General features: G+C 34.1%; 20 protein-coding genes and 2 pseudogenes. All 22 read right to left on the reverse strand.

What is annotated here, in order from left to right; all coding sequences use genetic code 11:
• Window positions 1-127: 127 nt before the first annotated feature.
• On the reverse strand, window positions 128-1,957 hold the full coding sequence (gene dnaK / locus VSF34_RS06890) for a molecular chaperone DnaK (RefSeq protein ID WP_326716607.1): 1,830 nt from the start codon (window positions 1,955-1,957) through the stop codon (window positions 128-130).
• 56 nt (window positions 1,958-2,013) lie between these two features.
• Window positions 2,014-2,553: a nucleotide exchange factor GrpE gene (gene grpE, locus VSF34_RS06895; protein ID WP_370659282.1), complete on the reverse strand. Its 540-nt coding sequence runs from the start codon at window positions 2,551-2,553 to the stop codon at window positions 2,014-2,016.
• A gap of 24 nt (window positions 2,554-2,577) precedes the next feature.
• Entirely contained in the window at window positions 2,578-3,615 is a 1,038-nt protein-coding gene (gene hrcA, locus VSF34_RS06900) for a heat-inducible transcriptional repressor HrcA (protein ID WP_326716609.1), read from the reverse strand.
• Window positions 3,616-3,931: 316 nt separating this feature from the next.
• Window positions 3,932-5,083 carry a radical SAM family heme chaperone HemW gene (gene hemW / locus VSF34_RS06905; RefSeq protein ID WP_326716610.1) on the reverse strand — a complete coding sequence of 384 codons (1,152 nt, stop codon included), beginning with the start codon at window positions 5,081-5,083 and terminating at the stop codon, window positions 3,932-3,934.
• A gap of 2 nt (window positions 5,084-5,085) precedes the next feature.
• Entirely contained in the window at window positions 5,086-6,033 is a 948-nt protein-coding gene (gene ribF / locus VSF34_RS06910; protein WP_326716611.1) for a riboflavin biosynthesis protein RibF, read from the reverse strand.
• Between the two features lie 13 nt (window positions 6,034-6,046).
• A complete protein-coding gene (truB, locus tag VSF34_RS06915; RefSeq protein WP_326716612.1) occupies window positions 6,047-6,964 on the reverse strand; it encodes a tRNA pseudouridine(55) synthase TruB in 918 nt (305 codons plus the stop codon).
• Window positions 6,965-7,096: 132 nt separating this feature from the next.
• On the reverse strand, window positions 7,097-8,068 hold the full coding sequence (locus VSF34_RS06920; RefSeq protein WP_326716613.1) for a Gfo/Idh/MocA family protein: 972 nt from the start codon (window positions 8,066-8,068) through the stop codon (window positions 7,097-7,099).
• Between the two features lie 107 nt (window positions 8,069-8,175).
• Window positions 8,176-8,523, reverse strand: a complete 348-nt coding sequence (rbfA, locus tag VSF34_RS06925; RefSeq protein ID WP_326716614.1) for a 30S ribosome-binding factor RbfA — start codon at window positions 8,521-8,523, stop codon at window positions 8,176-8,178.
• A gap of 30 nt (window positions 8,524-8,553) precedes the next feature.
• Window positions 8,554-10,410 (reverse strand): annotated as a pseudogene (gene infB, locus VSF34_RS06930) (translation initiation factor IF-2); the annotation flags it as partial.
• A gap of 380 nt (window positions 10,411-10,790) precedes the next feature.
• Window positions 10,791-10,899: pseudogene (locus tag VSF34_RS09950) on the reverse strand (translation initiation factor IF-2 N-terminal domain-containing protein); the annotation flags it as partial.
• Between the two features lie 12 nt (window positions 10,900-10,911).
• On the reverse strand, window positions 10,912-11,217 hold the full coding sequence (locus VSF34_RS06935) for a YlxQ-related RNA-binding protein (protein ID WP_326716616.1): 306 nt from the start codon (window positions 11,215-11,217) through the stop codon (window positions 10,912-10,914).
• Window positions 11,207-11,506, reverse strand: a complete 300-nt coding sequence (gene rnpM / locus VSF34_RS06940) for an RNase P modulator RnpM (protein WP_326716617.1) — start codon at window positions 11,504-11,506, stop codon at window positions 11,207-11,209. The genes VSF34_RS06935 and rnpM overlap by 11 nt, the downstream gene beginning before the upstream one ends.
• Window positions 11,507-11,527: 21 nt before the next feature.
• Window positions 11,528-12,772: a transcription termination factor NusA gene (nusA, locus tag VSF34_RS06945; RefSeq protein WP_326716618.1), complete on the reverse strand. Its 1,245-nt coding sequence runs from the start codon at window positions 12,770-12,772 to the stop codon at window positions 11,528-11,530.
• Between the two features lie 20 nt (window positions 12,773-12,792).
• Window positions 12,793-13,266: a ribosome maturation factor RimP gene (rimP, locus tag VSF34_RS06950; RefSeq protein ID WP_326716619.1), complete on the reverse strand. Its 474-nt coding sequence runs from the start codon at window positions 13,264-13,266 to the stop codon at window positions 12,793-12,795.
• Window positions 13,267-13,434: 168 nt separating this feature from the next.
• On the reverse strand, window positions 13,435-14,424 hold the full coding sequence (gene galE / locus VSF34_RS06955; protein ID WP_326716620.1) for a UDP-glucose 4-epimerase GalE: 990 nt from the start codon (window positions 14,422-14,424) through the stop codon (window positions 13,435-13,437).
• A gap of 81 nt (window positions 14,425-14,505) precedes the next feature.
• Window positions 14,506-15,207 (reverse strand): linear amide C-N hydrolase, encoded by a 702-nt coding sequence (locus VSF34_RS06960; RefSeq protein WP_326718043.1) that lies wholly within the window; start codon window positions 15,205-15,207, stop codon window positions 14,506-14,508.
• A 61-nt stretch (window positions 15,208-15,268) separates the two neighbouring features.
• The gene (locus tag VSF34_RS06965) at window positions 15,269-15,532 is read right to left on the reverse strand and encodes a linear amide C-N hydrolase (RefSeq protein ID WP_326716621.1); all 264 of its coding nucleotides are present in this window, start codon (window positions 15,530-15,532) and stop codon (window positions 15,269-15,271) included.
• A 125-nt stretch (window positions 15,533-15,657) separates the two neighbouring features.
• Entirely contained in the window at window positions 15,658-16,827 is a 1,170-nt protein-coding gene (locus VSF34_RS06970; protein ID WP_326716337.1) for an IS256 family transposase, read from the reverse strand.
• 175 nt (window positions 16,828-17,002) lie between these two features.
• Window positions 17,003-21,331, reverse strand: coding sequence for a PolC-type DNA polymerase III (locus tag VSF34_RS06975; RefSeq protein WP_326716622.1), 4,329 nt, complete (start codon window positions 21,329-21,331; stop codon window positions 17,003-17,005).
• A 115-nt stretch (window positions 21,332-21,446) separates the two neighbouring features.
• Window positions 21,447-22,676: an LPXTG cell wall anchor domain-containing protein gene (locus VSF34_RS06980; protein WP_326716623.1), complete on the reverse strand. Its 1,230-nt coding sequence runs from the start codon at window positions 22,674-22,676 to the stop codon at window positions 21,447-21,449.
• Window positions 22,677-22,773: 97 nt separating this feature from the next.
• Window positions 22,774-23,796: a class C sortase gene (locus tag VSF34_RS06985; RefSeq protein WP_326716624.1), complete on the reverse strand. Its 1,023-nt coding sequence runs from the start codon at window positions 23,794-23,796 to the stop codon at window positions 22,774-22,776.
• A 35-nt stretch (window positions 23,797-23,831) separates the two neighbouring features.
• Window positions 23,832-24,812, reverse strand: a complete 981-nt coding sequence (locus VSF34_RS06990; RefSeq protein WP_326716625.1) for a class C sortase — start codon at window positions 24,810-24,812, stop codon at window positions 23,832-23,834.
• Window positions 24,813-24,816 lie beyond the last annotated feature (4 nt).

Raw genomic sequence — 24,816 nt, forward strand, 5'->3', positions numbered from 1 at the left:
ATCTTCTGTTTAAAACAACTAAATCGATTAAATCATACCATAATTTCTATGTTTTTAGAACTCAAAATTCAGATTTTCAAACGAAAAAGCCAAAAGCGCAATGCTTCGGCTTTTTCATCATTAATCATTATTTTTCATCATCATTAATTTCTTCAAAATCAGCATCAACAACATCATCAGCACCACTTTGAGCAGCTTCTGGGTTTTCTTCAGCTTGTTGTTGAGCAGCTTGTTCATATAATTTAACAGTTAACGCTTGAACAATTTCATTTAATTCATCACGTTTAACTTTCATTTCTTCAATATTATTAGCTTCAACTGCAGCTTTAAGCTCATCACGTTTTGCTTCAGCTTTGCTTACTTCATCAGCATCCACTTTACCTTCTAATTCACCTAAAGTTTTATCAACTGAGAATAATAGAGCATCAATATCGTTACGTAAGTCAACTTCTTCTTTACGCTCTTTATCTGATTCAGCATTAGCTTCAGCATCTTTAACCATTTTTTCAATTTCTTCATCAGTTAAACCTGAAGATGATTTAATAGTAATTGTTTGTTCTTTTTGAGTTCCTAAGTCTTTAGCACTTACGTTTACAATACCATTTTTGTCAATATCAAATGTTACTTCAATTTGTGGTACACCACGTGGTGCTGCAGGAATATCAGTTAATTGGAAACGACCTAATGTTTTGTTATCAACAGCCATTGGACGCTCACCTTGTAACACGTGAATGTCTACTGCTGGTTGGTTATCAGCTGCTGTAGAGAATACTTGTGATTTACTTGTTGGAATTGTTGTGTTACGGTCAATTAATTTAGTAAACACACCACCCATAGTTTCAATACCTAATGATAAAGGTGTTACATCAAGTAAAACAACATCTTTCACATCACCTGTAATTACTCCACCTTGAATAGCAGCACCCATTGCTACTACTTCATCAGGGTTAACTGATTTGTTTGGCTCTTTGTTAGTTTCTTTACGTACAGCTTCAACTACTGCAGGAATACGAGTTGATCCACCAACTAAGATAACTTCATCAATATCAACTGTTGAAATACCAGCATCTTTGATTGCTTGACGAACAGGTACTTTTGTTCTTTCAACTAAATCAGAAGTTAATTCATCAAATTTAGCACGAGTTAGAGTCATCTCTAAATGTAGAGGTCCAGCTTCACCAGCTGTAATAAATGGTAAGCTAATTTGAGTGCTTGATACACCTGATAAGTCTTTTTTAGCTTTTTCAGCAACATCTTTCAAACGTTGAACGGCCATTTTATCTTGTGATAAATCAATACCATTTTCTTTTTTAAATTCAGCAACTAAGTATTCAATGATTTTTTCGTCAAAATCATCGCCACCTAAGTTGTTATCTCCAGCAGTTGATAATACATCAAACACGCCATCACCTAATTCAAGGATAGATACGTCAAATGTACCACCACCAAGGTCAAATACTAATACTTTTTCATCTCTATCTGTTTTATCTAAACCATAAGCAAGTGCTGCTGCAGTTGGCTCGTTAACAATACGCTCTACTTCTAACCCAGCAATTTTACCAGCATCTTTTGTTGCTTGACGTTGTGCATCATTAAAGTAAGCAGGTACTGTAATAACAGCTTTTTCTACTTTTTCACCTAAATAATCTTCAGCAAAACCTTTTAAGTATTGTAAAATCATCGCTGAAATTTCTTGTGGTGTATAATTTTTACCATCAGCTTCTACTTTGTAACCAGCTTCACCAATATGACGTTTAATTGATGAAATAGTATCAGGGTTAGTTACTGCTTGACGTTTAGCAACTTCTCCAACTTGAATTTCTCCATTTTTAAATGATACAACAGATGGTGTTGTACGATTTCCCTCTGGATTTGGGATGATTTTTGCTTCTCCACCTTCTAATACAGCGACTGCTGAGTTAGTTGTTCCTAAGTCAATACCAATAATTTTACTCATAATAAATATCTCCTTTATCTATTTTAATTTTTATAATTTTTTACTTTCTAACATAACTATTGAGCTACAATAACCATTGCTGGTCTAAGAATTCTATCATGTAACGTATAACCTTTTTGCAACACTTGAACAATTTCATCTGGCTTTTGTCCTTCACTTGCAGGTACAGTTTGAACTGCTTGATGAAGATTTGGATCAAATTGTTGTCCAAGAGATTCTATTTCAATGATACCTGATGATTTAAAAGCGTGAGTCATACTCTCACGAACCATCTCAATACCTTTTTTCATACTCTCACCATGCTCATCAACCACTTCGATCTCTAAAGCACGATCTAAATTATCTAAGGCTGGAATTAATTCTTTTGCTAAATCTTGCGCTCGGTACTTAGATGCGTCCTCACGTTCTTTTTTTTGGCGGTTACGCATATTAACAATTTCTGCTTGAGCGCGTAAATATTTGTCCTCCATGTCAGATAATTCAGCTTTTAGTGTATCCTCAACACTAACAACGTCTTCAACTTCGACTTCCTCAGAGGTTACTTCTTGTTCTAATTCTTCAGTTGATTCTACTTCTTCATCGTTCTTCAATCTGATTACTCTCCTTTCACTTGTTTCATACTATTTTTCTAAATGCCTATAATAGGATGCTAAATGAGATGATACCTCATCAGCTAGAACATCAATTAAACCTAATAATTTAGGATAAGGCATATTTGCAGGTCCTAAAACCGCTAAAATCCCTTTTCCTTTTTCAAATACATCGTAAGTATTTGTTATTAAACTCATATCTTGCAAGAATTGATTATTAAGTTCATCGCCAATTTTAATACTCAATTTTTTATCTTTTTCAAGAAGCAATAGATCAGCTAGTTGATCTGTGTCATTTAGCAAAGAATAAACTAACTTAAAGTCTTGAGTATTCGTGACAGCAGTAGAATTAAGTAAATTCATTCCGCCACCAACATAAATTTGACTATCAAATGCTCTGGTAAACACATCTTCAAACAAATATAAAATATTGGAAGAATTGTTGAAGTACCTCTGTAGAACTAAAGGTATCTCAGTTCTAAGCTTTTGATACACACTTAGTAAGGTTTCGCCTAACAAACGTTCATGAATAATATCAACGACCTTCTCTAAATCATTAAGAGTTAAATGATTAGGTATTGAAAACACCTGGCTTTCAATATAACCTTTATCAATAATAATAATAGTCATTAATTGTTTATCATTTAGAGGGACGAATTGAAATCCTGTCAAGCGCCTGTCTTTTACCTCAGGTCCTAAAGAAAAAGCAGTATAACCTGTTAGTTCTGATAAAATATCAGCTGCTAGCTCAATGATATCATTTGTTTCATTAAAGTTGTGATTAAATAACTGCCTCACTTGCTGAATATCAGCTGAATCTAATTCTTGAGGGTGCATTAGATAATCAACATAGTAGCGATATCCTTGCATTGATGGAATTCGCCCAGACGATGTATGCATTTTTTGTATCAGACCATACTCTTCTAACTTCGATAAATCATTGCGAATCGTTGCTGAGCTAGCTTTAATCCCACTATTCATTAAGGTTTTTGACCCTACAGGAGAATCGGTATCCGCATATAACTGTACCAATAGTTGAAAGATGTTCTTCTGTCTATTGCTCAACATGCGAATCACCTTCCTTTTTAGCACTCTTTAGTTATAAGTGCTAATTACAGTTATAAATATATCAAGGATTAAGATAAATGTCAACACATAACCCTTCTTTTTTTGGCACTCTTGATTAAAGACTGCTAAAATCCGTGATTATGCTCTTATAACCTCATACTATGCTTTTTTTAAAAGAAAAATTATCTTTATTATTCTGTTCTACTGCTAAAGAAATGATATTTAACTTATTGAAATATTCAACACTTGATAAGTTGACCAAACATTATATACAAAAAAAGCTAGTTCAAAACTAACTTTTTTGTCATATCTTTTTTTATGTAGCATGATCAACTTTATCAAGCAAAAATTTTTCAAAAACATCATTACCTAAAATCAATCCTTTTTCAGATAAAGACAAGTGACCATTTTGAACTTGAACCATTCCATCCTTTATCAAGTCCTGAACTACCATTCCGTAAACATCATCAAATTTTTGTGGAAATTTTTCATCAAAATGAGCAATAGATACTCCGTTTCTTTTTCTAAGCCCTAAGAAGAGTTCTTCTTCCATTTGATGCTTCACACTTAAATCTTCTGTTGTGATAATTGGTAGTTGATTTTTTCTTAATGGTTCTAGATAATGCTGAATAGGTCCATGATTTTTATAACGAATATTACCCAAATATCCACTAGCTCCTGCTCCTAAACCATAGTAATGTTCATTGTTCCAATAAACTAAATTATGACGGCTCTCCTGATTTGGTTCTGAAAAATTACTAACTTCATATTGAATTTTTCCAGCCTTTTCCATTCTCTCAATAGCACGCTCAAACATATCACCTTCAACATCAATACCTGGTAAATGTAGTCTACCTTGTCTTGCCCAATTGTAGAACATAGTTTTATTTTCAAGAATCAAAGAGTACATAGAGTAATGTGGTAAGTCTAAATCAATAGCTTTTGTCAACGTATCTTCAAAGCTTTCCATGGTTTGATTGGGTAGTGCATAAATCAAGTCAATACTGACATTTTTAAAATCGGCTTTTTCAAGTAATGCCATGGTTTCAAATACGTCACGAGCTGTATGCTTTCTTCCAATTTTTTTAAGTAAACGATCATCAAAGGTCTGAACCCCCATAGATAACCTATTTACCCCGTACTTTTGCATCACATGAATTTTATCCATCGTCAAATCTCCCGGATTAGCTTCTACTGTGAATTCATCACTTGAATCAAATGGTAGCCTCTGCCTAACGCCACCTAAAAGTCGGTCTAATTGCTTGGCTGAAAGAGAAGTCGGTGTCCCACCACCAATATAAATTGTTTCCGTCTTGTCACTTGGGTGTAATTCTTTTGTTAATTCTATTTCTTTTAGTAAAGCCTCGATATATTCATCGACTGGCTGTCCTTCTATAAACACTTTATTGAAATCACAATAAAAACAGATATGTTCACAAAAAGGAATATGAATATATGCTGATGTCATTCTTAATCACCTATTTTCTTAAAATACTCTCTTGTATCAATCTCATCTTGCTCTAATTGTGTGATTAAGTCTTCTACACCATCAAATTTCTTCTCACCACGTAAATAATATAGCCATTCTACTGATACGTTTTCACCATATATATCAGCATTAAAATCTAAAATATTTACTTCAATCGTCTTAGGTCTATTACTTTCAAATGTTATATTATATCCAATTTGAGCCATTCCCTTATACCATGTATCAGCAACTTTTATTTTAACGACATAAACACCCGCCACTGGTAATAAAGATAATGGGGATACTTTAATATTAGCTGTTGGAAACCCCAAAGTGCGTCCTCGTTTATCACCATGAACAACAACACCGTTTGTTTCATAGTGGTAGCCAAGAAAATCATTAGCACTTTCAATATCACCTTTTTTCATCATCTCACGGATATTTGTTGAACTAACTTTTTTATCACAACGGCTTAGTTTCTCAACTTCAATAATATCAAATCTACCTTTAGCATAAGTAGGTAGAGCTGTCATATTAGCAACATCGGGTTTGCCATATGTGTAGTCAAATCCTGCTACGACAGTTGTCGCATGAAGCCCTACCATGTACTCATCTACAAAAGCTTGAGGTGATAAACTTGCAAATGATGACGTAAACTCAATCACATAAAGAATATCAACACCAAGGCTAGCCATACGCTTTTCTTTTTGATCTACTGTTGTAATGTATTTCATTTTTTTATGATCAATCTTTTGAAACACTACAGAGGGATGATGATTGAATGTCATAACTGCTAATTTAACATTCTTTTTCAAGGCCTCTTCTTTTGCTAATTCGATGACCTCTTGATGTCCCTTGTGAACACCATCAAAAAATCCTAAAGCTAAAACAACATCTCCTTTTGGAATTTTTGATGTATCATAAGGATGGTGTATGTGAATTATTTCCATAATAAAATCTCCTTTAATCGTTTCGTAGTACTTTCATAGGTTTTAAATATCCTACTTTACTAGGATGATCAGCATACAAACTAACTGCCTTATCCTGATAATAAAGAGCAACTATCTCTCCTTTAACCTGTTCTTTGAAAAATGTATGAGGAACAACGGAACCATTTTTTATAACAGAGTAGTCTTGCTCAGACAAATCTATTCGTTTAAAAGAGCTCAGTGCTCTTTCTAAGGGATATAGGACTTGATCTAATGTGTCAGCTTCAGCACACGTTTTGACCATATCAAGACTCACTGCCTCACTAGCACTAAATCCCCCACTGGCTAACCTTGTTAAGTCAGACATATGGGCTGCAAATCCTAGCTTTTTACCTGTATCAACAGATAAAGTCCTCACATACGTTCCCTTACCACAGTCCACCTCGAATCGCCATGACTGAGTTTGTTTGACTTCATTATAAACAGACTCACTAAGACGTCTGTATGAATAGATATTAGCATCTCTAATTGGTCTTTCAACTGTTTCACCATTTCTAGCATAATCATAAAGTCTCCGACCGTTGACTTTTACAGCAGAGTACATAGGTGGTACTTGCTTAATCTTACCTGTTAATTGTGTCATAGCTTCATCAATTTCTTCATCTGATACTGGGCTTATTACAGGTGTCACTTCTACAACTTCTCCACTCGCATCTTCTGTTTCTGTAGAAAAGCCTAACGTAATTTCTCCTGTATAAATTTTATTAGAATCTTGTAGATACTCAACTACCTTTGTGGCTTTTCCAATACAAATTGGTAAAATACCATCTACATCTGGATCAAGTGTACCACTATGACCTACTTTTTTTGTTTTTAATATTTTACGAAGTTGAAAGACACAATCATGACTTGTCATTCCACGTGGTTTCCATAAAGGAATAATACCTTCCATTGACGTTCTCCATTTCTCTTTTAATCTCTCAAATATTATAGCATAAGTTGAAATGGTTTCCCTAAAGTTAAATTTATCTCATATAAATAAGAGGCTAACTATTCTAAGTTAACCTCTTAAAGTAAGAAATTATTATTTAAATAATTTATATCCCCAAGACTCTCTCATGTCATCCATTAATTCTAAAACTCTAAGACTGACATCTCGAACATCTGGTACTTCACTTGTCTCAGGGCGCTTAGATAAATGATTTAGCATATCCATCTCATAAGTAAAAACATCTTTAGCATGACCTTTTTCAATCACTTTGGTTGAGCCGTCATTAAACGTTACCACACCAACTTCAGCTCTTGGGAAGTCATTTATAATTAAGTATCCCTCATCCCCAGTTAAAACAATTTGCTTTGGCATCTTACCTCTAAATGATAATTGAATACTTGCCTGTTGACCTTGTGGGTTTTGTAAAATTGTCACTGACTTTTCATCTACACCACTTTTAGCCATGACAGCACTTGTTGCAACTAAGTCTAAGTCTGTTCCAAGTAAATAAACAGCAGCGCTTAATCCGTAAGGGCCAATATCAAACAAAGCTCCTCCACCTTTTTCTAATGAGAAAAAGCGATTATTGATATCATATTCTTTACAACTTCCAAATGTAATGTTTGCGCCACTAATTTGACCTAAAACACCATCTCGCATCAAACGTTTTACTTCTTCATACAAAGGCATATAAAAAAGAGTGACTGCTTCTAAAATAACGAGATTTTTTTCTTTTGCTAAACGATATAATTCTTTAGCTTCACTAGCAGTTAAGACTAATACTTTTTCACATAAAACGTGTTTACCTTTTTCTATTGCTTCTTTAGCATACTTAAAATGAGTTTGATTAGGTGTAGCGATATACACACACTCCAAAGCATCATCATCCAAAAATTCCATATAATCAGTGTAACCATTAGTCAAATCATGTATCTGGGTAAAATTAATTAAAGATCTTGACGTTCGGTTAAAAACTGAATGAATGTTATATTTTTTCGTATCTATTTGCGTTACAAATTGTGTAGCAATATCACCTGTACCTACGATACCTATATTCTTTATCATGAGAAAACCTCCACTTGTTTTCATTTAGTGTATCATAAAAATAAATGATTAAAAAAAGATATCACTTAAATCCCAATAAGTTAGGATTTAAGTGATATCAAAAATAACTAATCTTTGTTCAAGTTTCTCAACAAATCATCAATATGACTACCATAAGCCACTGACTCATCTAAAACAAATTCAATTTCTGGCGTTTTATAAATACTTAGGCGTTGGCCCAGCTCTTTACGAATTAAACCAGCAGCTTTTTCAAGCCCTTGTTTTGCATCTTCAATTTTTGATTCTTTATCACTCAACACACTGTAATAGATTGTTGCTTGTTGCAAGTCTCCGGTTACTTTAACATCAGTGATATTCACATCTTGAACTCTTGGGTCTCTGACTTTTTTACGTAAAATGTCATTAACTTCTTTTAAAATTTCTTGTGCTACTCGACGATCTCGATAGTTTGCCATAATTTTTCCTCCTAATGACGCATTAAAAGGTTATTTTTTAACTTCTTCCATAATATAGCCTTCAATGACATCATCAATTTTAACATCATTATAGTTCTCGATCATAGCCCCACACTCAAAACCAAGTTTAACTTCTTTTGCGTCATCTTTAAAACGCTTCAAACTAGCTAATTTTCCTTCATGGATAACAATACCGTTACGAATTAAACGAATACCACCATCACGACGGATAAAGCCGTCTGTCACATAACAACCAGCAATTGTTCCAACTTTAGATACATTATATGTTTCACGAATCATCATTTGTCCAGTAATTTTCTCAACGAACTCAGGATCTAACATACCATTCATTGCTGTTTCGATTTCTTCAATTACTTTGTAGATAATACGGTGCAGGCGAATATCCACTTGCTCTTGCTCGGCTTGTGTACGAGCTTGCGGTGTTGGTCGAACGTTAAAACCAACGATAATCGCATTACTTGCTGATGCTAGTGTAATATCACTCTCATTAATTGCTCCAACTGCCGAATGAACAATCTTCACACGAACACCTTCTACATCAATTTTAGTTAAACTTGCTGCAAGTGCTTCAGCTGAACCTTGAACATCTGCCTTGATTATAACATTAACTTCCTTCATCTCGCCATCTTTAAGGCTTTCAAACAAGTTATCAAGTGTGACACGTTGACTTACTTGGCGTTGTTCTAGTAGAGCACGTTTAGCTCTTTCCTCACCAGCAGCACGAGCTGTTTTCTCATCTTCAAAGGTTACAAAACGATCTCCTGCTTGAGGAACATCATTTAAACCAGTGATTTCAACCGGAGTTGCTGGCCCGGCTTCTTTGTCTCGGCGACCAATATCATTTGTCATAACACGAACACGTCCATAAGTATTACCAACGACGATTGGATCTTGAATATGTAGTGTTCCTTGTTGAACAAGAAGTGTGACAACAGGTCCTTTACTCTTATCAAGTCTTGCTTCAATAACAGTACCTATGGCACGTTGTGTTGGATCAGCTTTTAAATCCTCAACTTCTGCAACAAGTAGAATCATTTCTAATAATTCATCAATATTTTCTCCGAATTTAGCTGAGATTGGAACGAAAATTGTATCCCCACCCCAAGCTTCTGGAATTAATTCATATTCACTCAACTCTTGCATCACACGCTCAGCGTTAGCTTCTGGTTTATCAATCTTGTTTACTGCAACAATAATTGGAACACCAGCAGCCTTAGCATGGTTAATCGCCTCAACAGTTTGCGGCATAACCCCGTCATCAGCAGCTACAACTAAAATGGTGATGTCCGTGATACTAGCCCCACGTGCACGCATACTTGTAAAAGCCGCATGTCCTGGTGTATCTAGGAACGTAATAGGTTTACCGTCAATATCAATTTGATATGCCCCAATATGTTGCGTAATACCACCGGCTTCACCAAATGATACTCTAGCATTTCTAAGTGTATCTAAAAGTGTTGTTTTACCATGATCCACGTGTCCCATGACTGTCACAACTGGCGGACGAGTAACTAAGTGGTCCTCATCTATCACGTCAACTTCAAAGAATTTATCAATATCTGCTACGTCTTCTTGAATTTTTTCTTCAGCTTTAATACCGTAATCATCAGCTAGAATCTCAATTGTATCTTTATCAAGTGCTTGGTTTTGATTAACCATCACACCTAGCATAAATAATTTTTTAATAATCTCTGCTGGTTCACGATAAATTTTCTTCGCAATATCAGCTACATTCATACCTTCTGTATAAACTAATACTTCAGGTAGCTCTTTAAATTTACGTGGTGGCACAGCTGGTTTAGTTGAAACTGGATGTTTCCCTTTTTTACGACGATTATTTTTTTTGTAGCGATTATTATTATTTCCTTGGTACGGACGATTTCCACCTCTGTTAGCTGATTGAGATGATTGCCCACCACGGTTAGCTTGTTGCGTTGCAGGTTTAGCTGCCGGTTTAACTGCCGGTTTTGCCCCTTGATTTGTTGCTGGTTTTCCTGTCGATTTTGATCCTTGATTTATTGCTGGTTTTTGTCCAGCTTTCTTAGGTTGCATCCCTTGGTTAGTTTGATTATTCACTCGATTACCCTTACTGTTATCATTATTTCCTGATTTTTTATCAGAATGATGTTTATTTGAAGCTGTTTTCTTAGTTTCAGCTTGTTTTGCTTCTTGTTTATCTGTTTCTTTTTTTCCATTTTTAGGTTTCAATGCCTGATTAACTTTTACTATATCTGCATCATTTAAAGTGCTCATATGATTTTTGACATCGATACCGATGGATTGAGCTTTTGTAACGATTTCTTTACTAGGAACATCTAATTCCTTCGCTAGTTCATAGACACGTTTTTTACTCATCTCTTCACCGTCCTATTCTTTCATTAAGTCACTCATTTTTTTTGCAAATCCTGAATCACATACACCGATAATACGACGACTTTTTCCAATCGCATGACTTATCTCCCCTGAGTTAAAAGGACTAATCAGCGGTGTATGGTATGATTGACACTTATTGGTCATCTTCTTTAGTGTGCTTTCACTAACATCATTAGCTAAGACTACTAATTTAACTTGACCGCTTCTCACTCGTTGTAATGTCATTTCCTCACCAGTTACTAATTTGCCTGCTCTCATAGCAAGGCCTAAAAGGTTTAATACTCGTTCATTATTTTCCATGACCAAACAATTCTCTCCTCGCTTTTTGATGAGACACATAGTCTAGTAACTCTTGATAAAATTCATCTGACAAATGTTGTTTTAATTGTTTATCAAGTATGTTTTTATCCCAAGATTTTTGGACAACTTCAGGTTCCATAGATAAATAAGCACCACGACCTGGCATTTTTCCAGTTGGATCGATCGAAATCTCCTCTTCTTTAGAACGTACGACACGAATCATTTCTTTTTTAGGCTTCATTTCACCTGATACTACACATTTTCTAAGTGGCATTTTTCTTTCTTTCATCTATGGTCCCTCTTTTCTTTTTTACTTGTCCTCAGTAATATCCTCAGTTTCTGTTAAACCATCTTCAATAATTGAATCCACTAGTTTTTCCGTTTCAGCCTCAACTAATGCCTCTTCAATGACTTCTTCAGATAATTCTTCTAACATGGCTTCTTCAATAACTTCCTCAACTAATTCAGCACCTGCTTCTAATACTTCAGCAATTAACTCTGCTTCATTTTTAGCAGCAATTTCTTCCCACTCAGATTCAGGTTTAATATCAATTTTATACCCTGTTAATTTAGCTGCTAAACGAGCATTTTGCCCACGTTTACCAATAGCTAGTGATAATTGAAAATCAGGGACAACAATCGTACAGGCACGTTGATGTGGATCAAAAATAACGTCCAATACTTGGGCTGGATTTAAAGCATTTGAAATAAAAACTGCTGGATCCTCATCCCATTCAACAATATCCATATTTTCACCCTTTAATTCATTAACAATAGCTTGAACACGTTGTCCTTTAGGTCCAACACAAGTTCCAACTGGATCAATATCCTTATTAGCGCTTGTTACAGCAACTTTAGCTCTATCTCCAGCTTCACGAGCAATGCTTACAATCTCAACTTCACCATCATAAACTTCAGGTATTTCTTGTTCAAATAGACGTTTTAAAAGATCTGGATGACTTCTACTTACGTATACTTGAGGTCCTTTTGATGTGTTTTCTACCTTAGAAATATAAACTTTAATACGGTCATGTGGTTGATATACTTCATTTGGAATTTGATCTTGCTTTGATAAAACAGCTTCAATCTTGCCCAAGTTAACATAAATGTAGCGCTTGTCTTGACGTTCTACAATCCCTTGCATGATTTCATTTTCATAAGCACTAAATTCGTTATAAATAATTGAGCGCTCAGCTTCTCTTACTCTTTGTAAAATAACTTGTTTAGCAGTTTGAGCTGCAATACGCCCAAAATCTTTAGGTGTTACTTCAAAGCGAACCATATCACCAATCTCATAAGCACCATTTACTTTTAAGGCCTCTTCTAGACTAACCTCTAGTTGTGAATCCATGACTTCTTCTGTCACTTCTTTCACAGAATAAATGTGAACGTCACCTTTTTTGTCATCAAATTCTACTTCAACATTTTGAGCTTGTCCATAATGTCTTTTGTAAGCTGAAATCATTGCTGCTTCAAGTGCTTCTACTACGATTTCTTTAGAGATACCTTTTTCTGTTTCAAGAGCATCTAAGGCTCCTAACAGGTCTTTGTTCATATTATTTCTTACCTTCCATTCTAAAATTGAATTGCTAATCTTGCTTTGGCTATATTTTTTCGATCAAATGTCATTTCTTTTTCACGTGTTTTGATTCTAACTAATAGGGTTACTGTTTCAGGAGTTACTTCTTTTAAGAAACCGTGGTACTGCTTCTCACCTTCAACCATTTGATAAAAAGAGACATTAATATATTCATCAATAGCATTTTGATAATCTTCTTCTTTTTTTAATGGTCGCTCAGCTCCTGGAGAAGAAACTTCTAGAAAGTAGGCTTGAGGAATAGGATCAGGATCAATTGTATCTAATTTTTCCCCCAATTGTTCACTAACAAGAACACATTCATTGATATCAATACCACCAGGCTTATCAATAAAGACTCTTAAAAACCAATTTTTTCCTTCCTTAACATACTCAACATCTACTAAGTCAAAATGATAGTCTTCCAAAATTGGTTCTACCAAGCTAGTGACTACTTCGACTACATTTGCCAATAGTTTTCGCCTCCCTATACTTTATTTGAGAAATTCATCAAAAAGAGTGAGCGTCAAGACGCTCACTCCCTTTCGTTCATATCATACACATTTAGATTAACATGTTTTTCCTATAAACACAATATAGCAATTCTACAATCCAAACTAATTATCGTTTCTTAATTTTTATTAATCTTCATAACCTTGTGGGTGCTTCTCATGCCAATTCCAAGCAGTAGAAATGATAGTAGCAATATTTGTATATTTAGGCTGCCATTCTAAAATGTCTTTTGCTTTTTGATTTGAGGCAATTAATATAGCTGGATCTCCCTGTCTTCTTTCAGACATAACAAAAGGTATTTCTTTATCTGTTACAAGTTCTGCTTCATCAAGTAAAGCCTTCACTGAAAAACCACTACCACTACCTAAATTTATAATCTGGCTCTCTTGATGCGTCTCTAAATAATCAAGAGCTAATAAATGAGCATCTACCAAATCCACTACATGAACATAATCCCTGATACAAGTCCCATCAGGTGTTGGATAATCATCACCAAAAATACGTAATTCTTGACGTTTACCAAGTGCCACCTCTAAAATAATTGGTAATAAATGCGTCTCTGGCGTATGATCCTCCCCAATAGATCCATCAAGTGAGGCACCTGCTACATTGAAGTAGCGAAGCGAAACATATTTAATACCATAAGCCTCATCACACCACTTCATCATCTGCTCCATCATTAATTTACTTTGTCCATATGGATTTGTTGGGTTTGTTGGTGTATTTTCTGTAATAGGTACAACGTCAGGTTCTCCGTAAGTCGCAGCTGTTGATGAGAAGACAATTTTTTTAATATGATATTCATTCATGACCTCAAGTAATATTTGCATACCATATACATTATTATTAAAATATAATAACGGCTCTATCATTGACTCTCCAACTAAAGAACTGGCTGCAAAATGAACCACTTCCGTAATGCTTTCCTGCTCAAAAACAGATTTTAAAAATATCTTATCTCTAATATCACCTTGATAAAACTTAGCTTTATCTGAAATAGCTTTTAGATGCCCTGTTTGTAAATTATCAACTACTATAACCTCTTTACCACTCTCAACTAATGCTTTTACAGCATGTGAGCCAATATATCCGGCACCGCCTAAAACTAAAACACTCATCTCTTCACTCCTTAATTGCTTAATAAAAAGCCCGATAGTTAATTTTACTTAACTATCAGACTTTTTTCAAGTTCCTTATTTTTATGCTTGAGTAGATAGATCAACAATTTCTTGAACCTCATTCATTTTAAACACAAATGGCTGGCCTGTTTGGATCAAATCATCAGTTAGTTTGACTTGGACAGGGCAAGTATTTGTATACGGCATCATAACGTAATTTTTATTAGATAAATCCATAAAACCTTTGTACTGCGTGTAATCAATGACACCATTTTTAGCTGCTTTATCCCCTTTAGGAGTATCAACTGAATTAAGAATATGAGCTAGAGTATTAATCGCTTCAACAGCATTTTCTGGTTGATAGATATTAGTTTTTAAAAAGGCTGCTCTAATAAAACGTGATTCAGAAGTGAAATCTCCAGATAAGCCCATAGCACCACTTCCCATACCATCAGAAATACTAACGTGCTTTCCAAAATCCATTGTAGGGCTAGTAACATTTGATAAGAATGAATAATGATTTAAATTTGTTAAATGCCATGGATATTCAGGATTGTTAGTAAAAACTGAGGCTTCATTATCATAAATATGAGTACCACTAGCTGTCATTTCAATAATTAATGAATTACCTGAAGCATCTGCCACAATCCAGTGCAATGGAGTAATAGCATTTAAAAAACTATTCTTAATATTCATAATGTTTAAGTCATTAAGTTTTGTTTTTAAAGTATCTAAAGAATCGATTGAGCCTAATACCCAAGTAACAAATTCATGGGGGGCGATATTTTGTTTTGTTTCATCTTTTTTATCACTATATTAGGCTAATCCACTAAAATATAAGGCATTAGGCTAATCCACTAAAATATAAGGCGCAAATCCCTATTCCTTTTTCGTTTACACAATCAGCAAACATGTACTCAGCAAGCTTTCGTCCCGATCCGACAAAAGCATAGTCAGAGGTATAAGTACAATCTGCTCCTACATCACTCTTAAAAGCATGACCTCTCGGAATAAAAACTGGTGAAGCTCCTAATTCAAATGAAAAGTCCATGGTTCTAGCTAACAAATTAACATTATCTTTTGTTGTCATCGTTAATGATGTACACATAACACATACCCTTATCTTTTTATGAATTTTATATATTCTATTATAAATTAAAAACAATATGCTTATTTCTTTTTGGTTGCGTCAAGAATTATGTGTAAATGGAAAATCCATTCCATTTTTTTAAGTTAAAACATTGATTCTAATGTATCTTGTATTTCCTTAAATCCTTTATGTACTCTGCCTAAAAATTTTTGGTTATATTCATTGAACTGAGAAACAAGGAATCTCTCCAGAGATTCTTCATTAGGAAATTGTTCTTTTCTCTTTGTATATTTTTTTAACTGTTTATTAAATCCCTCAATCAAGTTAGTTGAGTAGATAGTTCTTCTGATTGATGGTGGGAAGTTATAGAAAGTTAATATAGCAGGATTCAAGAGTAATTTAACTACTCGTGGATACTGCTTTTTCCATTTATCTATCATAAAACTTATTTGATTCATAGCTTCTTCTTTTGAAGCTGCTTGATAAACCAATTTGAAATCATTACAGACTTCTTGTCGATCACTAACACGAACCTTATGAGCAATATTTCTAGAGATATGGACACAACATTGTTGAAATTGAGCATTTGGATAGACACTATGGATGCTATCGTGAATACCGTTTAAACCATCAGTTACAACTAATAAAACCTCTTCTAAACCACGGTCTTTTAGGTCTTGAAGTATCTCTTTCCAAATGTAGGCAGATTCAGTTGGAGCAATAGTAAATCCTAGAACTTCTTTGGTTCCATCTAACCGGATACCAATTACTATGTAAATAGCTTCTTTTGCTACGGTTTTCCTTTTTACTGGAATATGAGTAGCATCCATAAAAATAACTGAGTATTTAGCCTCTAAAGTTCTTTCTTTAAAAGCTAAAACATCTTCAGATACAATTTTACTTATGTTTGAAATAGTTTGTGGCGTGTAATAATGACCATACATCTTTTCAATTAAATCAGAGATTTCAGACATCGTTATTCCTTTTTGAAATAGCTGAATAATAGTCGTTTCTAAAGAGTCATTGGTTCTTTTATAAGCAGGTAATGTTTGTTGAGAAAACTCACCATTCCTATCTCTAGGGATTACTAAATTTAGTTCTCCATACTCCGTTTTAAATGAACGTGAATAATTCCCATTTCGGGAATTACCTGAATTAAATCCAGATCTATCATATTTTTCATAGTCAAGAAATGCTGTCAGTTCAGCTTTTAATAATGAATTAATAGCTAGCTCTAGATGATGGCGAAACAAATCATCCAAATCACCTTTATTGATTAGTGTTTCCATAATTTCTGTAGTAAAATTATTCATGAGAAAGTCCTCCTATAAAATTTTTGTGTGGTAACTTTAATTTTACAGAATGGACTTTCTTTTTTTCTACCCTAAATTTCTATTTACACAAAATATTTTACGCTATCTTCTTTTTCTCTTCACTACAAATCACTATAATAAAAAGATTTCTACTCCAATAAGATAAAAATTTAATTTACATATCAAATAAGGACAATTGATTTTCATCAGGTAAATCGTCTAAAACACCATTTTCTGTCATGTATTCAATCAATGTCTTCGATACCTTACCGCGGTTTGATAGGTCTTCTTTAGATAAAAATGCTTGTTCCTGCCTTGCTATGACAATTTGTTTAGCAACGTTAGCACCTAAGCTTGGAACTGATCTAAAGGGAGCGATTAATGTATCTCCTTCTATAATAAAGTTTTCCGCATCTGATTTATATAAATCAATCATTTGAAATTTAAAGCCTCGCTCTAGCATTTCATTTGAAATTTCTAAAACTGTCAGTAAATTTTTCTCTTTTGTTGAAGCTTCCATACCCTTATCCATAATTTCTTTCATTCTAGCCTTAACTGCATCTTTACCTTTAGCCATAGCTGCAATATCAAAATCAACTGCTCTAACTGAAAAATAAGCTGCATAGTATAGAATTGGAAAATGAACTTTAAAGTAAGCAACACGTAGTGCCATTAACACATAGGCTGCCGCATGGGCTTTTGGAAACATATATTTAATTTTTAGACAAGAATCAATATACCACTCAGGTACATTTTGAGCTCGCATCTCTTCTTGCCATTCATCACTGATTCCTTTTCCTTTACGCACACTTTCCATAATATTAAAGGCTAAACCATCCTCAAGACCAGCATGCATTAAATACACCATGATATCATCACGACAGCCAATTACTTTAGCAAGTGTTGCTTCACCTTTTCTAATTAACTCCTCAGCATTACCAAGCCAAACATCCGTCCCATGGGAAAGCCCTGAAATTTGAAGTAACTCAGCAAACGTTGTTGGTTTTGTTTGCTCAAGCATCCCTCTTACAAATTTTGTCCCAAACTCTGGTATACCTAATGTTCCGGTTTTTGAAAAAATCTCACCAGCTGCCACACCTAAAACATCTGGACCTGAAAATATCTTCATGACTTCAGGATCATCAGTTGGGATTGTTTTTGGGTCAATTCCTGATAGATCTTGAAGCATACGAATAACAGTTGGGTCATCATGTCCTAAAATATCTAATTTTAAAACATTATCATGAATAGAATGAAAATCAAAATGGGTTGTTTTCCATTCTGACTCTTGATCATCTGCTGGAAATTGAATGGGTGTAAAATCATATACATCCATGTAATCAGGAATAACAATAATCCCCCCTGGATGCTGCCCAGTAGTTCGCTTCACGCCTGTCGAACCTTTTGCTAAGCGGTCAATTTCTGCGCTCCTTAAATTCAGATTGTTATCTCGTTCATACCCTTTAACAAATCCGTAAGCTGTTTTGTCTGCTACAGTACCAATCGTTCCAGCACGGTAAACGTATTCCTCACCAAACAATACCTTTGTATAATTATGAGCTTCAGGCTGGTATATCCCTGAAAAGTTCAAATCAATATCAGGTACTTTGTCACCGTGAAAACCTAGAAAGGTCTCAAAAGGAATATCATGTCCATCTTTTTCTAACCTAGTTTCACAGTTAGGGCAATTTTTTTCTGGTAAATCAAATCCTGAACCATAAGACCCATCATCAAAAAATTCTGAATACTGACAACTTGGACAACGGTAATGAGGAGGGAGTGGGTTAACTTCAGTAATCCCTGTCATAGTTGCAACAAAACTAGAACCAACAGACCCCCTAGATCCAACTAGATAACCATCTTTCAAGCTCTTATGAACTAATTTTTGAGAAATCAAATAAATAACTGAGAAACCATTACCATTAATACTTTTTAACTCTTTCTCTATTCTTTTTTCTACTATTTCTGGTAAATCTTGTCCGTATAGTCTATGAGCTTCATTATAACTTAGATCTGTAATTTCTTGCTCTGACCCTTCAATTTTTGGTGTATATAACTCTTTCTTCACTGGGACAACTGTCTCACAAATATCTAAAATATGGCGTGTATTTGTTACGACGATTTCTTTGGCTTTCTCTTTTCCTAAAAATGTAAAGGCATCTAACATTTCATTTGTTGTTAAAAACTTAACATCAGGTAAAGGGTACCTATTTAAAGGATTAGCTCCTCCCATAGAATTAATTAAAATCTTACGATAAACGGCATCTTCTTCATTAATATAATGAACATTACCAGTAGCAACAACTGTTTTACCTAACTCATCTCCAATTGTTACTAAATTTTTGATAATATCTTCTAAATCATCTTCATTTTTAACTAACTCAGCAGCGATTAAAGATGAGTAAGCGCCTTTTGGCATAACTTCGATATAATCATAGAATTTAGCTCGCTTTTTAGCTTCTTCTACCCCTTTTTGCATCATAGCTTCAAAAATTTCTCCATTGCTACAGGCTGAGCCAACCAATAAACCTTCTCTGTACTGATTTAATACAGAACGTGGAATTCTAGGAACTCGGTAAAAATAGTTGATATTTGACATAGAAATCAGCTTAAATAAATTTTTAAGGCCTGCTTGAGTTTGTACTAATATAGTCGCATGAAAAGGTCTAGCTCTCTTATAAGCATCACCCTCACCAATATGTTGATTAAACTCGTCATGATAATGAACGTGATAATCTTCTTGAGCTTTTTTTACGAAAATCCAACACAAATGTCCAGTAGCCTCAGAATCATAAATAGCCCTATGATGTTGTTCTAAATTAATATTATACTTTTTAGATAAACGATTTAACCGGTGTGATTTCATCTCTGGATGTAATAATCGTGACAACTCTAATGTATCAATGACTGGATTATGAGCTTCTGGCATTTGATATTTTTCATAACTCGTATTTAAAAATCCCATATCAAAACTGGCATTATGTGCCACTAAGATACTATCTCCACAAAATTCATGAAATAAGTTTAATACTTCTTCTTCTGATTTTGAGCCCTTCACCATTTCATCAGTAATTCCTGTTAAACTAATGGTGGTTTGAGATAGGGGATGTCCTGGATCAATGAACTCTTCAAAAGTATCAATGATATTGCCTTTGTGCATCTTAACAGCAGCAAGTTCAATAATTGAATCATAAACAGCAGAAAGTCCTGTTGTCTCCACATCAAATACCACATAAGTTGCATCAGTTAATAATTCATGTTTTGGGTTATAAGCAATAGGTACACCGTCATCTACAATATTAGCCTCAATACCAAATAGAACCTTGACATTATTTTTTTGTCCTGCAAAATAAGCATCCGGAAATGCTTGAGCACCGCTATGATCTGTAATAGCAATTCCAGGCATCCCCCACTTACCTGCTTGGGCAACAATGTCACTTACTTTATTTGTCGCATCCATAGTACTCATATTCGTATGGACATGTAATTCAACACGCTTATCTTCTTCTTTGACAGTATCTTTTCTTGTCTCTTTCTCAATTGTTACAAGATCCTGACAATTCATCACTAAATCACGCATAAAGGTATCTTCTTGGATACTTCCTCTAACACGAATCCAACTACCGACTTTAATACCTTCAAATACAGCCACGTCTTTTTCATTATTGGAAAATTTCTTAACTAAAAATGATGATGAGTAGTCCGTTATTTTAACGGTCAATAATTTTCTTCCTGAGCGAAGTTCTCTTATTTCTTTATCAAAAACATAACCCTCTATAGTGACACGACGCTCTTCTTCCAAAATATCTTCCATACGAGTAATGATTTCATCTGCAGGAATGGATCGTCCTAATTGAATAGGGACATTAAATTCAGTTGCTTCTTGTTTTTTCTTTTGTTGCTCATTTTTCTCAATAGCAGCTGCAGCTTGTTTCATCATAACTTCAGCCTGTTCCAATTGACGCTGTTCAAAAGCTTGCTGGATATCTGATTCCCTTGTTTCATCCACTTTCAAAACAAAATTAAACTCTTTAAAGCCAAAGCTTTGGTAGTCTTTTGCCAATACCTCCAAATGTTTTGGCCCTAAATATTTAATAATTCCTTCATTTTCTACAAATAAAACCACTTGATTTTCTTCTACAAGAGGCGCTTGTTTACTTAATGATTTTTTAACGACATTCGTCAATTCTGTGTTTTTTTTCAAAACTGGGTACCAATAATCACCAATCAACTCGCTACTAAATTGACCATCTACTGTATGAATCGTTATATTTATCTGAGCAATATGTTGAAAAGATGTTGTTAAGTGATTTAATAGTAATTGATACTGATCCACCGGTAACAGTTTAGGAAAAAGTAAATGAAAATCCCACATTTTACTGTGCTTATGAACCATAACTTTCTCAACTTTACCTTCACTTAGTAGAGGATATTTTGCTATTTCTTTATCTAATTGTATTTGAGTAAGTAGCTGTTGGTATAGCTCTTCTGGTGTTAAACTCATAGGTCTCCCCCTCTTAATACTCTTTATCTCAATGTAAAACTCGACAAAGAAAAAGAGTCTGACCCAAAAGCCAGTCTCTTTTTCTTCACTTAAAGTATTTCATAAATATATGTCTTTATTTTCTTAAATAGACAAAAATAACTGGTAAACTTACCATCACCATACCTAGTGGTAATAACAGACTTGTGAAGTTCTCACCTGTTTGTGGTAAAGTCTCTGGATTTTTACTTGAAGACTTGTTGTCACTAGTATTATTTCCTGAATTATTTACCGGATCTTTGGGTTTTTCTTTATTCGGTGGCGGAGTCTCACCTTCACCTTTTCCTTTACCGTCTTCAATTTCAACTTTTACTCTTGTTTCACTAGAAATCATACTACCTTCATAGTTTCCTTCAACTTTCACATCATATATTGCTATACCGACAGTTTGAGTATCAACTGTCGTTGGATTTATTAATGTGACAGTGTAATCTTCTAGATTATCTTTTACTGTTGTATCCCCTTCAAGAACATCAACAGCTGTAAACCATTCCTTTAATTCTTGACTAGTCGGTTGCTCTGCACCTTTTTCTAAAGTCACTTCCTTAGATGTTAATTTCAAAGTATATTCTGATTTGTTTGGCTCATGATCTGCCTTTTTTACTTTGCCTTCAGCGTATTCTTTTTTAGAAAAAAGACCCTGTGTGTCCTTTTTAGAAGTAGTCGTTGATGCTTCTTGCGGTACTACATCAGGCATAGATTTCATAGCATAAGCTACACCCTCAAAATCCGTTTGATCATCATAGGCTACAGTCATTGCAATAGCATCATAATTTTTTTCAAGATTTTTTTCTAAGGTTTTAGCTGACCCACTAAATTGTTTTTGAATCTGTTTTGTTTCAGCTTGAGATAATAGGTAGACATTATCTTCTTTCATCTCATCTAATTTTTCTTCTGGAGCAGATAACTCAATTAATTTAAAATCCATTTCTAATTGATTGATTACCTCATCTTTTAATAATGAATCCGGTACAACAATCTCTTCTTTTTTAGTAGCTTTAAAAGCAACAACTTGCTCTTTATCATCATCTTCTTTGACTAATAAAGGGTGAAGTTCCTTATCTTCATTTTCAGTTACTAACATAAATAATTTATCAGATACTTTATGCCCCTTGTCATTCAATGAAAAAATAGCTTCACTTGCTACTTTAGTATCTTGCTTTAAAATAACTTCTTCAGTTGATTGCGTTGTTGAAGATTCAATGGTTTCAGCATGTGTATTAAGTGATCCTATTAATAATAGACTACTTAAAGCTAAACATGAAATTAACTGTTTTGATACACTTTTATAATTATTCTTAGTCATAAATTATAACTCCTTCTTCTTTAATAGCAAGTTATCTATATGCTAAATATAGATACACAAGCTCTATTCTAGTTTAACACATTTTATGATAAAAATCCTAATTATCGACTCTTTTTTTGACCTTAATACGCTTTTTCTTTTTAGGACTAGTTGAGTCTAAAGGCGGAACTATTTGTATATGTTCGCTAGTTTGTATAGGAACACGTACTCTTACACGGGTTTTTTTAGGATTTAGTTGATCTGGTATTGGATCCATTTGTTTTCGTTTATCCATTTGTTTTTTTAGAATATATAGAAGCAATAACAATAACAGAATTAATAACAAAATTAATAACTGTTTTATTTGACGCCAGTATCCTTTTTTCATCTCTTGAGCCTTGACTTTGGCATCATATGGCATCACTCTCTTACCACGAACTAAAATACGATGCGTGTTGATCATATAAGGTGTACAAGTTAAGAGAGTAACATAATCCTCACCAGGAATAACTTCTAAGGCAGAAAAATCATCTGGTTCAATCACTTTAATCTGATCCACTTCATAAGCATGAATATCAGCTCCGACTGTTAAGAAAAAACTATCTCCTATTTTCAGTTGAGGCAAATCTGTAAAAAGTTTTGCTGTTGGTAACCCTCTGTGACTAGTTAAAACCGAGTGAGTTCCCTCCCCACCAAAAGGTAAAGACGTTTCTCTCATCACCCCAACACCACTAGATATCTGCTTGCTATTAGTCCCGTAATATACAGGTAGTTCTAATTTTATTTTAGGAATTTCAAGAATAGCAATAGCCTCTCCAAGCTCGTCTCTTCCACTTGATGCTATTCCCTGCTCTCTCATTAATTTTTCAGCCTCAATATCAAAATCTTTGACTTGATTTTCTGGTGCTAGGGCAATTTCCTTTTCATGTTCCTTTTCCAATTTAGCACGCTTTTCAGATGCTTTCTTTTCTGATTCTAAGGATTCTTTTTTATATTCTTTAACTGCGCTATTTTGGACAATTTGATGATATTTTTTTGCAGCAAAAGGGTAGGAGAATATTAAAAAACCTAATATATAAAGTACCCATACTAGGGTTAATAGATGTTTTTTATCTTGTTTTTGCCTCACTTTTTTCTCCAATTTAATCTTCCCTCTTTCATTTCCTCAAGCTAAACCTAAAAAGTTCTAATAAATTTATATATTAAATACAAGAACAATAAAACACCAATTGATAATACGACAATATAAAATAAGCGGGAGTGTTGAAGTGCTTTTGACACAAATACAACAACCGGCTGGCTAGGTGTCACTTCTCTTAACTCAGTACTATTATCACTTACTTTAGAAGAAGATACTTTTTGATTCTCACTTTCTTCTATTGCTTTTTTTTGATTCACTTGGTTATTTGTAGTCTTGGTTTTAATTGTTGTCTGATTAATAGACTCATCCATAGGAACACGTTTACTGTGAACCAACAGTCTTTTTTCTAAAGACGGTAGCGGGTGACAAGTTAGCAAAGTCAACCATTCTTCATCTTGATTGGGTTTAACTATTAATTTTTCTACATCCGTTGCTTCTATGATTTCATTACCTGTCACTTCATAAGCTGCAGTCTCATTTAAATAAGTAACATAAAAAATATCACCTATATCAAGATAGTCAATATACATGAACAAATTAGAACCATAATACCCTCTGTGACCTGATACTACACTATGATTTCCCAGTCCACTATTTGGTAGATCTGTTCCTGTGACTTGAGCAATCCCTTTACTAAGATTTTCTTTCGAGGCACCAATATAAAGTGGCAATTTCTTTTCATTAATTGACGGCATTTCAATGTGTCCTACTGACCCATTAATTAAATCATGAGTATATTTACCTTCACTTGTATCAACACTAATGACTTCAGTGATTTCCGTTGTTTCAGATGACTCTGTAAAAGGATCTACAATATCTGCTCTGTTTTTTTCTTCATAATATGTCTTAACTTCTTCAGCAAAATTGGGATACTGCTCATAGATTTGCTCTTCTTTAGAAAATGACTTCACTTCTTTTTGTTGTTGAAAAGACTGAATCAATCCCATAACAGGTAGTGACAATACGATTAGTAAACCAATCATAAAGAAGAGATAAGATATTCTTTTATTTTTCACTAAT

Origin of the sequence: Vagococcus jeotgali, from assembly GCF_035918315.1 — a bacterium.
In the GTDB taxonomy this organism is placed as follows: Bacteria; Bacillota; Bacilli; order Lactobacillales; family Vagococcaceae; genus Vagococcus; species Vagococcus jeotgali.

Bases quoted from the DNA above. Each gene is read 5' to 3' on its own strand.
- VSF34_RS06980 (WP_326716623.1), bottom strand. From the start codon at position 22,676: ATGACTAAGAATAATTATAAAAGTGTATCAAAACAGTTAATTTCATGT.
- ribF (WP_326716611.1), bottom strand. From the start codon at position 6,033: ATGGAAATAATTCACATACACCATCCTTATGATACATCAAAAATTCCA.
- VSF34_RS06970 (WP_326716337.1), bottom strand. From the start codon at position 16,827: ATGAATAATTTTACTACAGAAATTATGGAAACACTAATCAATAAAGGT.
- dnaK (WP_326716607.1), bottom strand. From the start codon at position 1,957: ATGAGTAAAATTATTGGTATTGACTTAGGAACAACTAACTCAGCAGTC.
- hemW (WP_326716610.1), bottom strand. From the start codon at position 5,083: ATGACATCAGCATATATTCATATTCCTTTTTGTGAACATATCTGTTTT.
- rnpM (WP_326716617.1), bottom strand. From the start codon at position 11,506: ATGAAAGAAAGAAAAATGCCACTTAGAAAATGTGTAGTATCAGGTGAA.
- hrcA (WP_326716609.1), bottom strand. From the start codon at position 3,615: ATGTTGAGCAATAGACAGAAGAACATCTTTCAACTATTGGTACAGTTA.
- VSF34_RS06965 (WP_326716621.1), bottom strand. From the start codon at position 15,532: ATGTGTACATCATTAACGATGACAACAAAAGATAATGTTAATTTGTTA.
- VSF34_RS06935 (WP_326716616.1), bottom strand. From the start codon at position 11,217: ATGGAAAATAATGAACGAGTATTAAACCTTTTAGGCCTTGCTATGAGA.
- truB (WP_326716612.1), bottom strand. From the start codon at position 6,964: ATGGAAGGTATTATTCCTTTATGGAAACCACGTGGAATGACAAGTCAT.
- VSF34_RS06920 (WP_326716613.1), bottom strand. From the start codon at position 8,068: ATGATAAAGAATATAGGTATCGTAGGTACAGGTGATATTGCTACACAA.
- VSF34_RS06975 (WP_326716622.1), bottom strand. From the start codon at position 21,331: ATGAGTTTAACACCAGAAGAGCTATACCAACAGCTACTTACTCAAATA.
- galE (WP_326716620.1), bottom strand. From the start codon at position 14,424: ATGAGTGTTTTAGTTTTAGGCGGTGCCGGATATATTGGCTCACATGCT.
- rbfA (WP_326716614.1), bottom strand. From the start codon at position 8,523: ATGGCAAACTATCGAGATCGTCGAGTAGCACAAGAAATTTTAAAAGAA.
- nusA (WP_326716618.1), bottom strand. From the start codon at position 12,772: ATGAACAAAGACCTGTTAGGAGCCTTAGATGCTCTTGAAACAGAAAAA.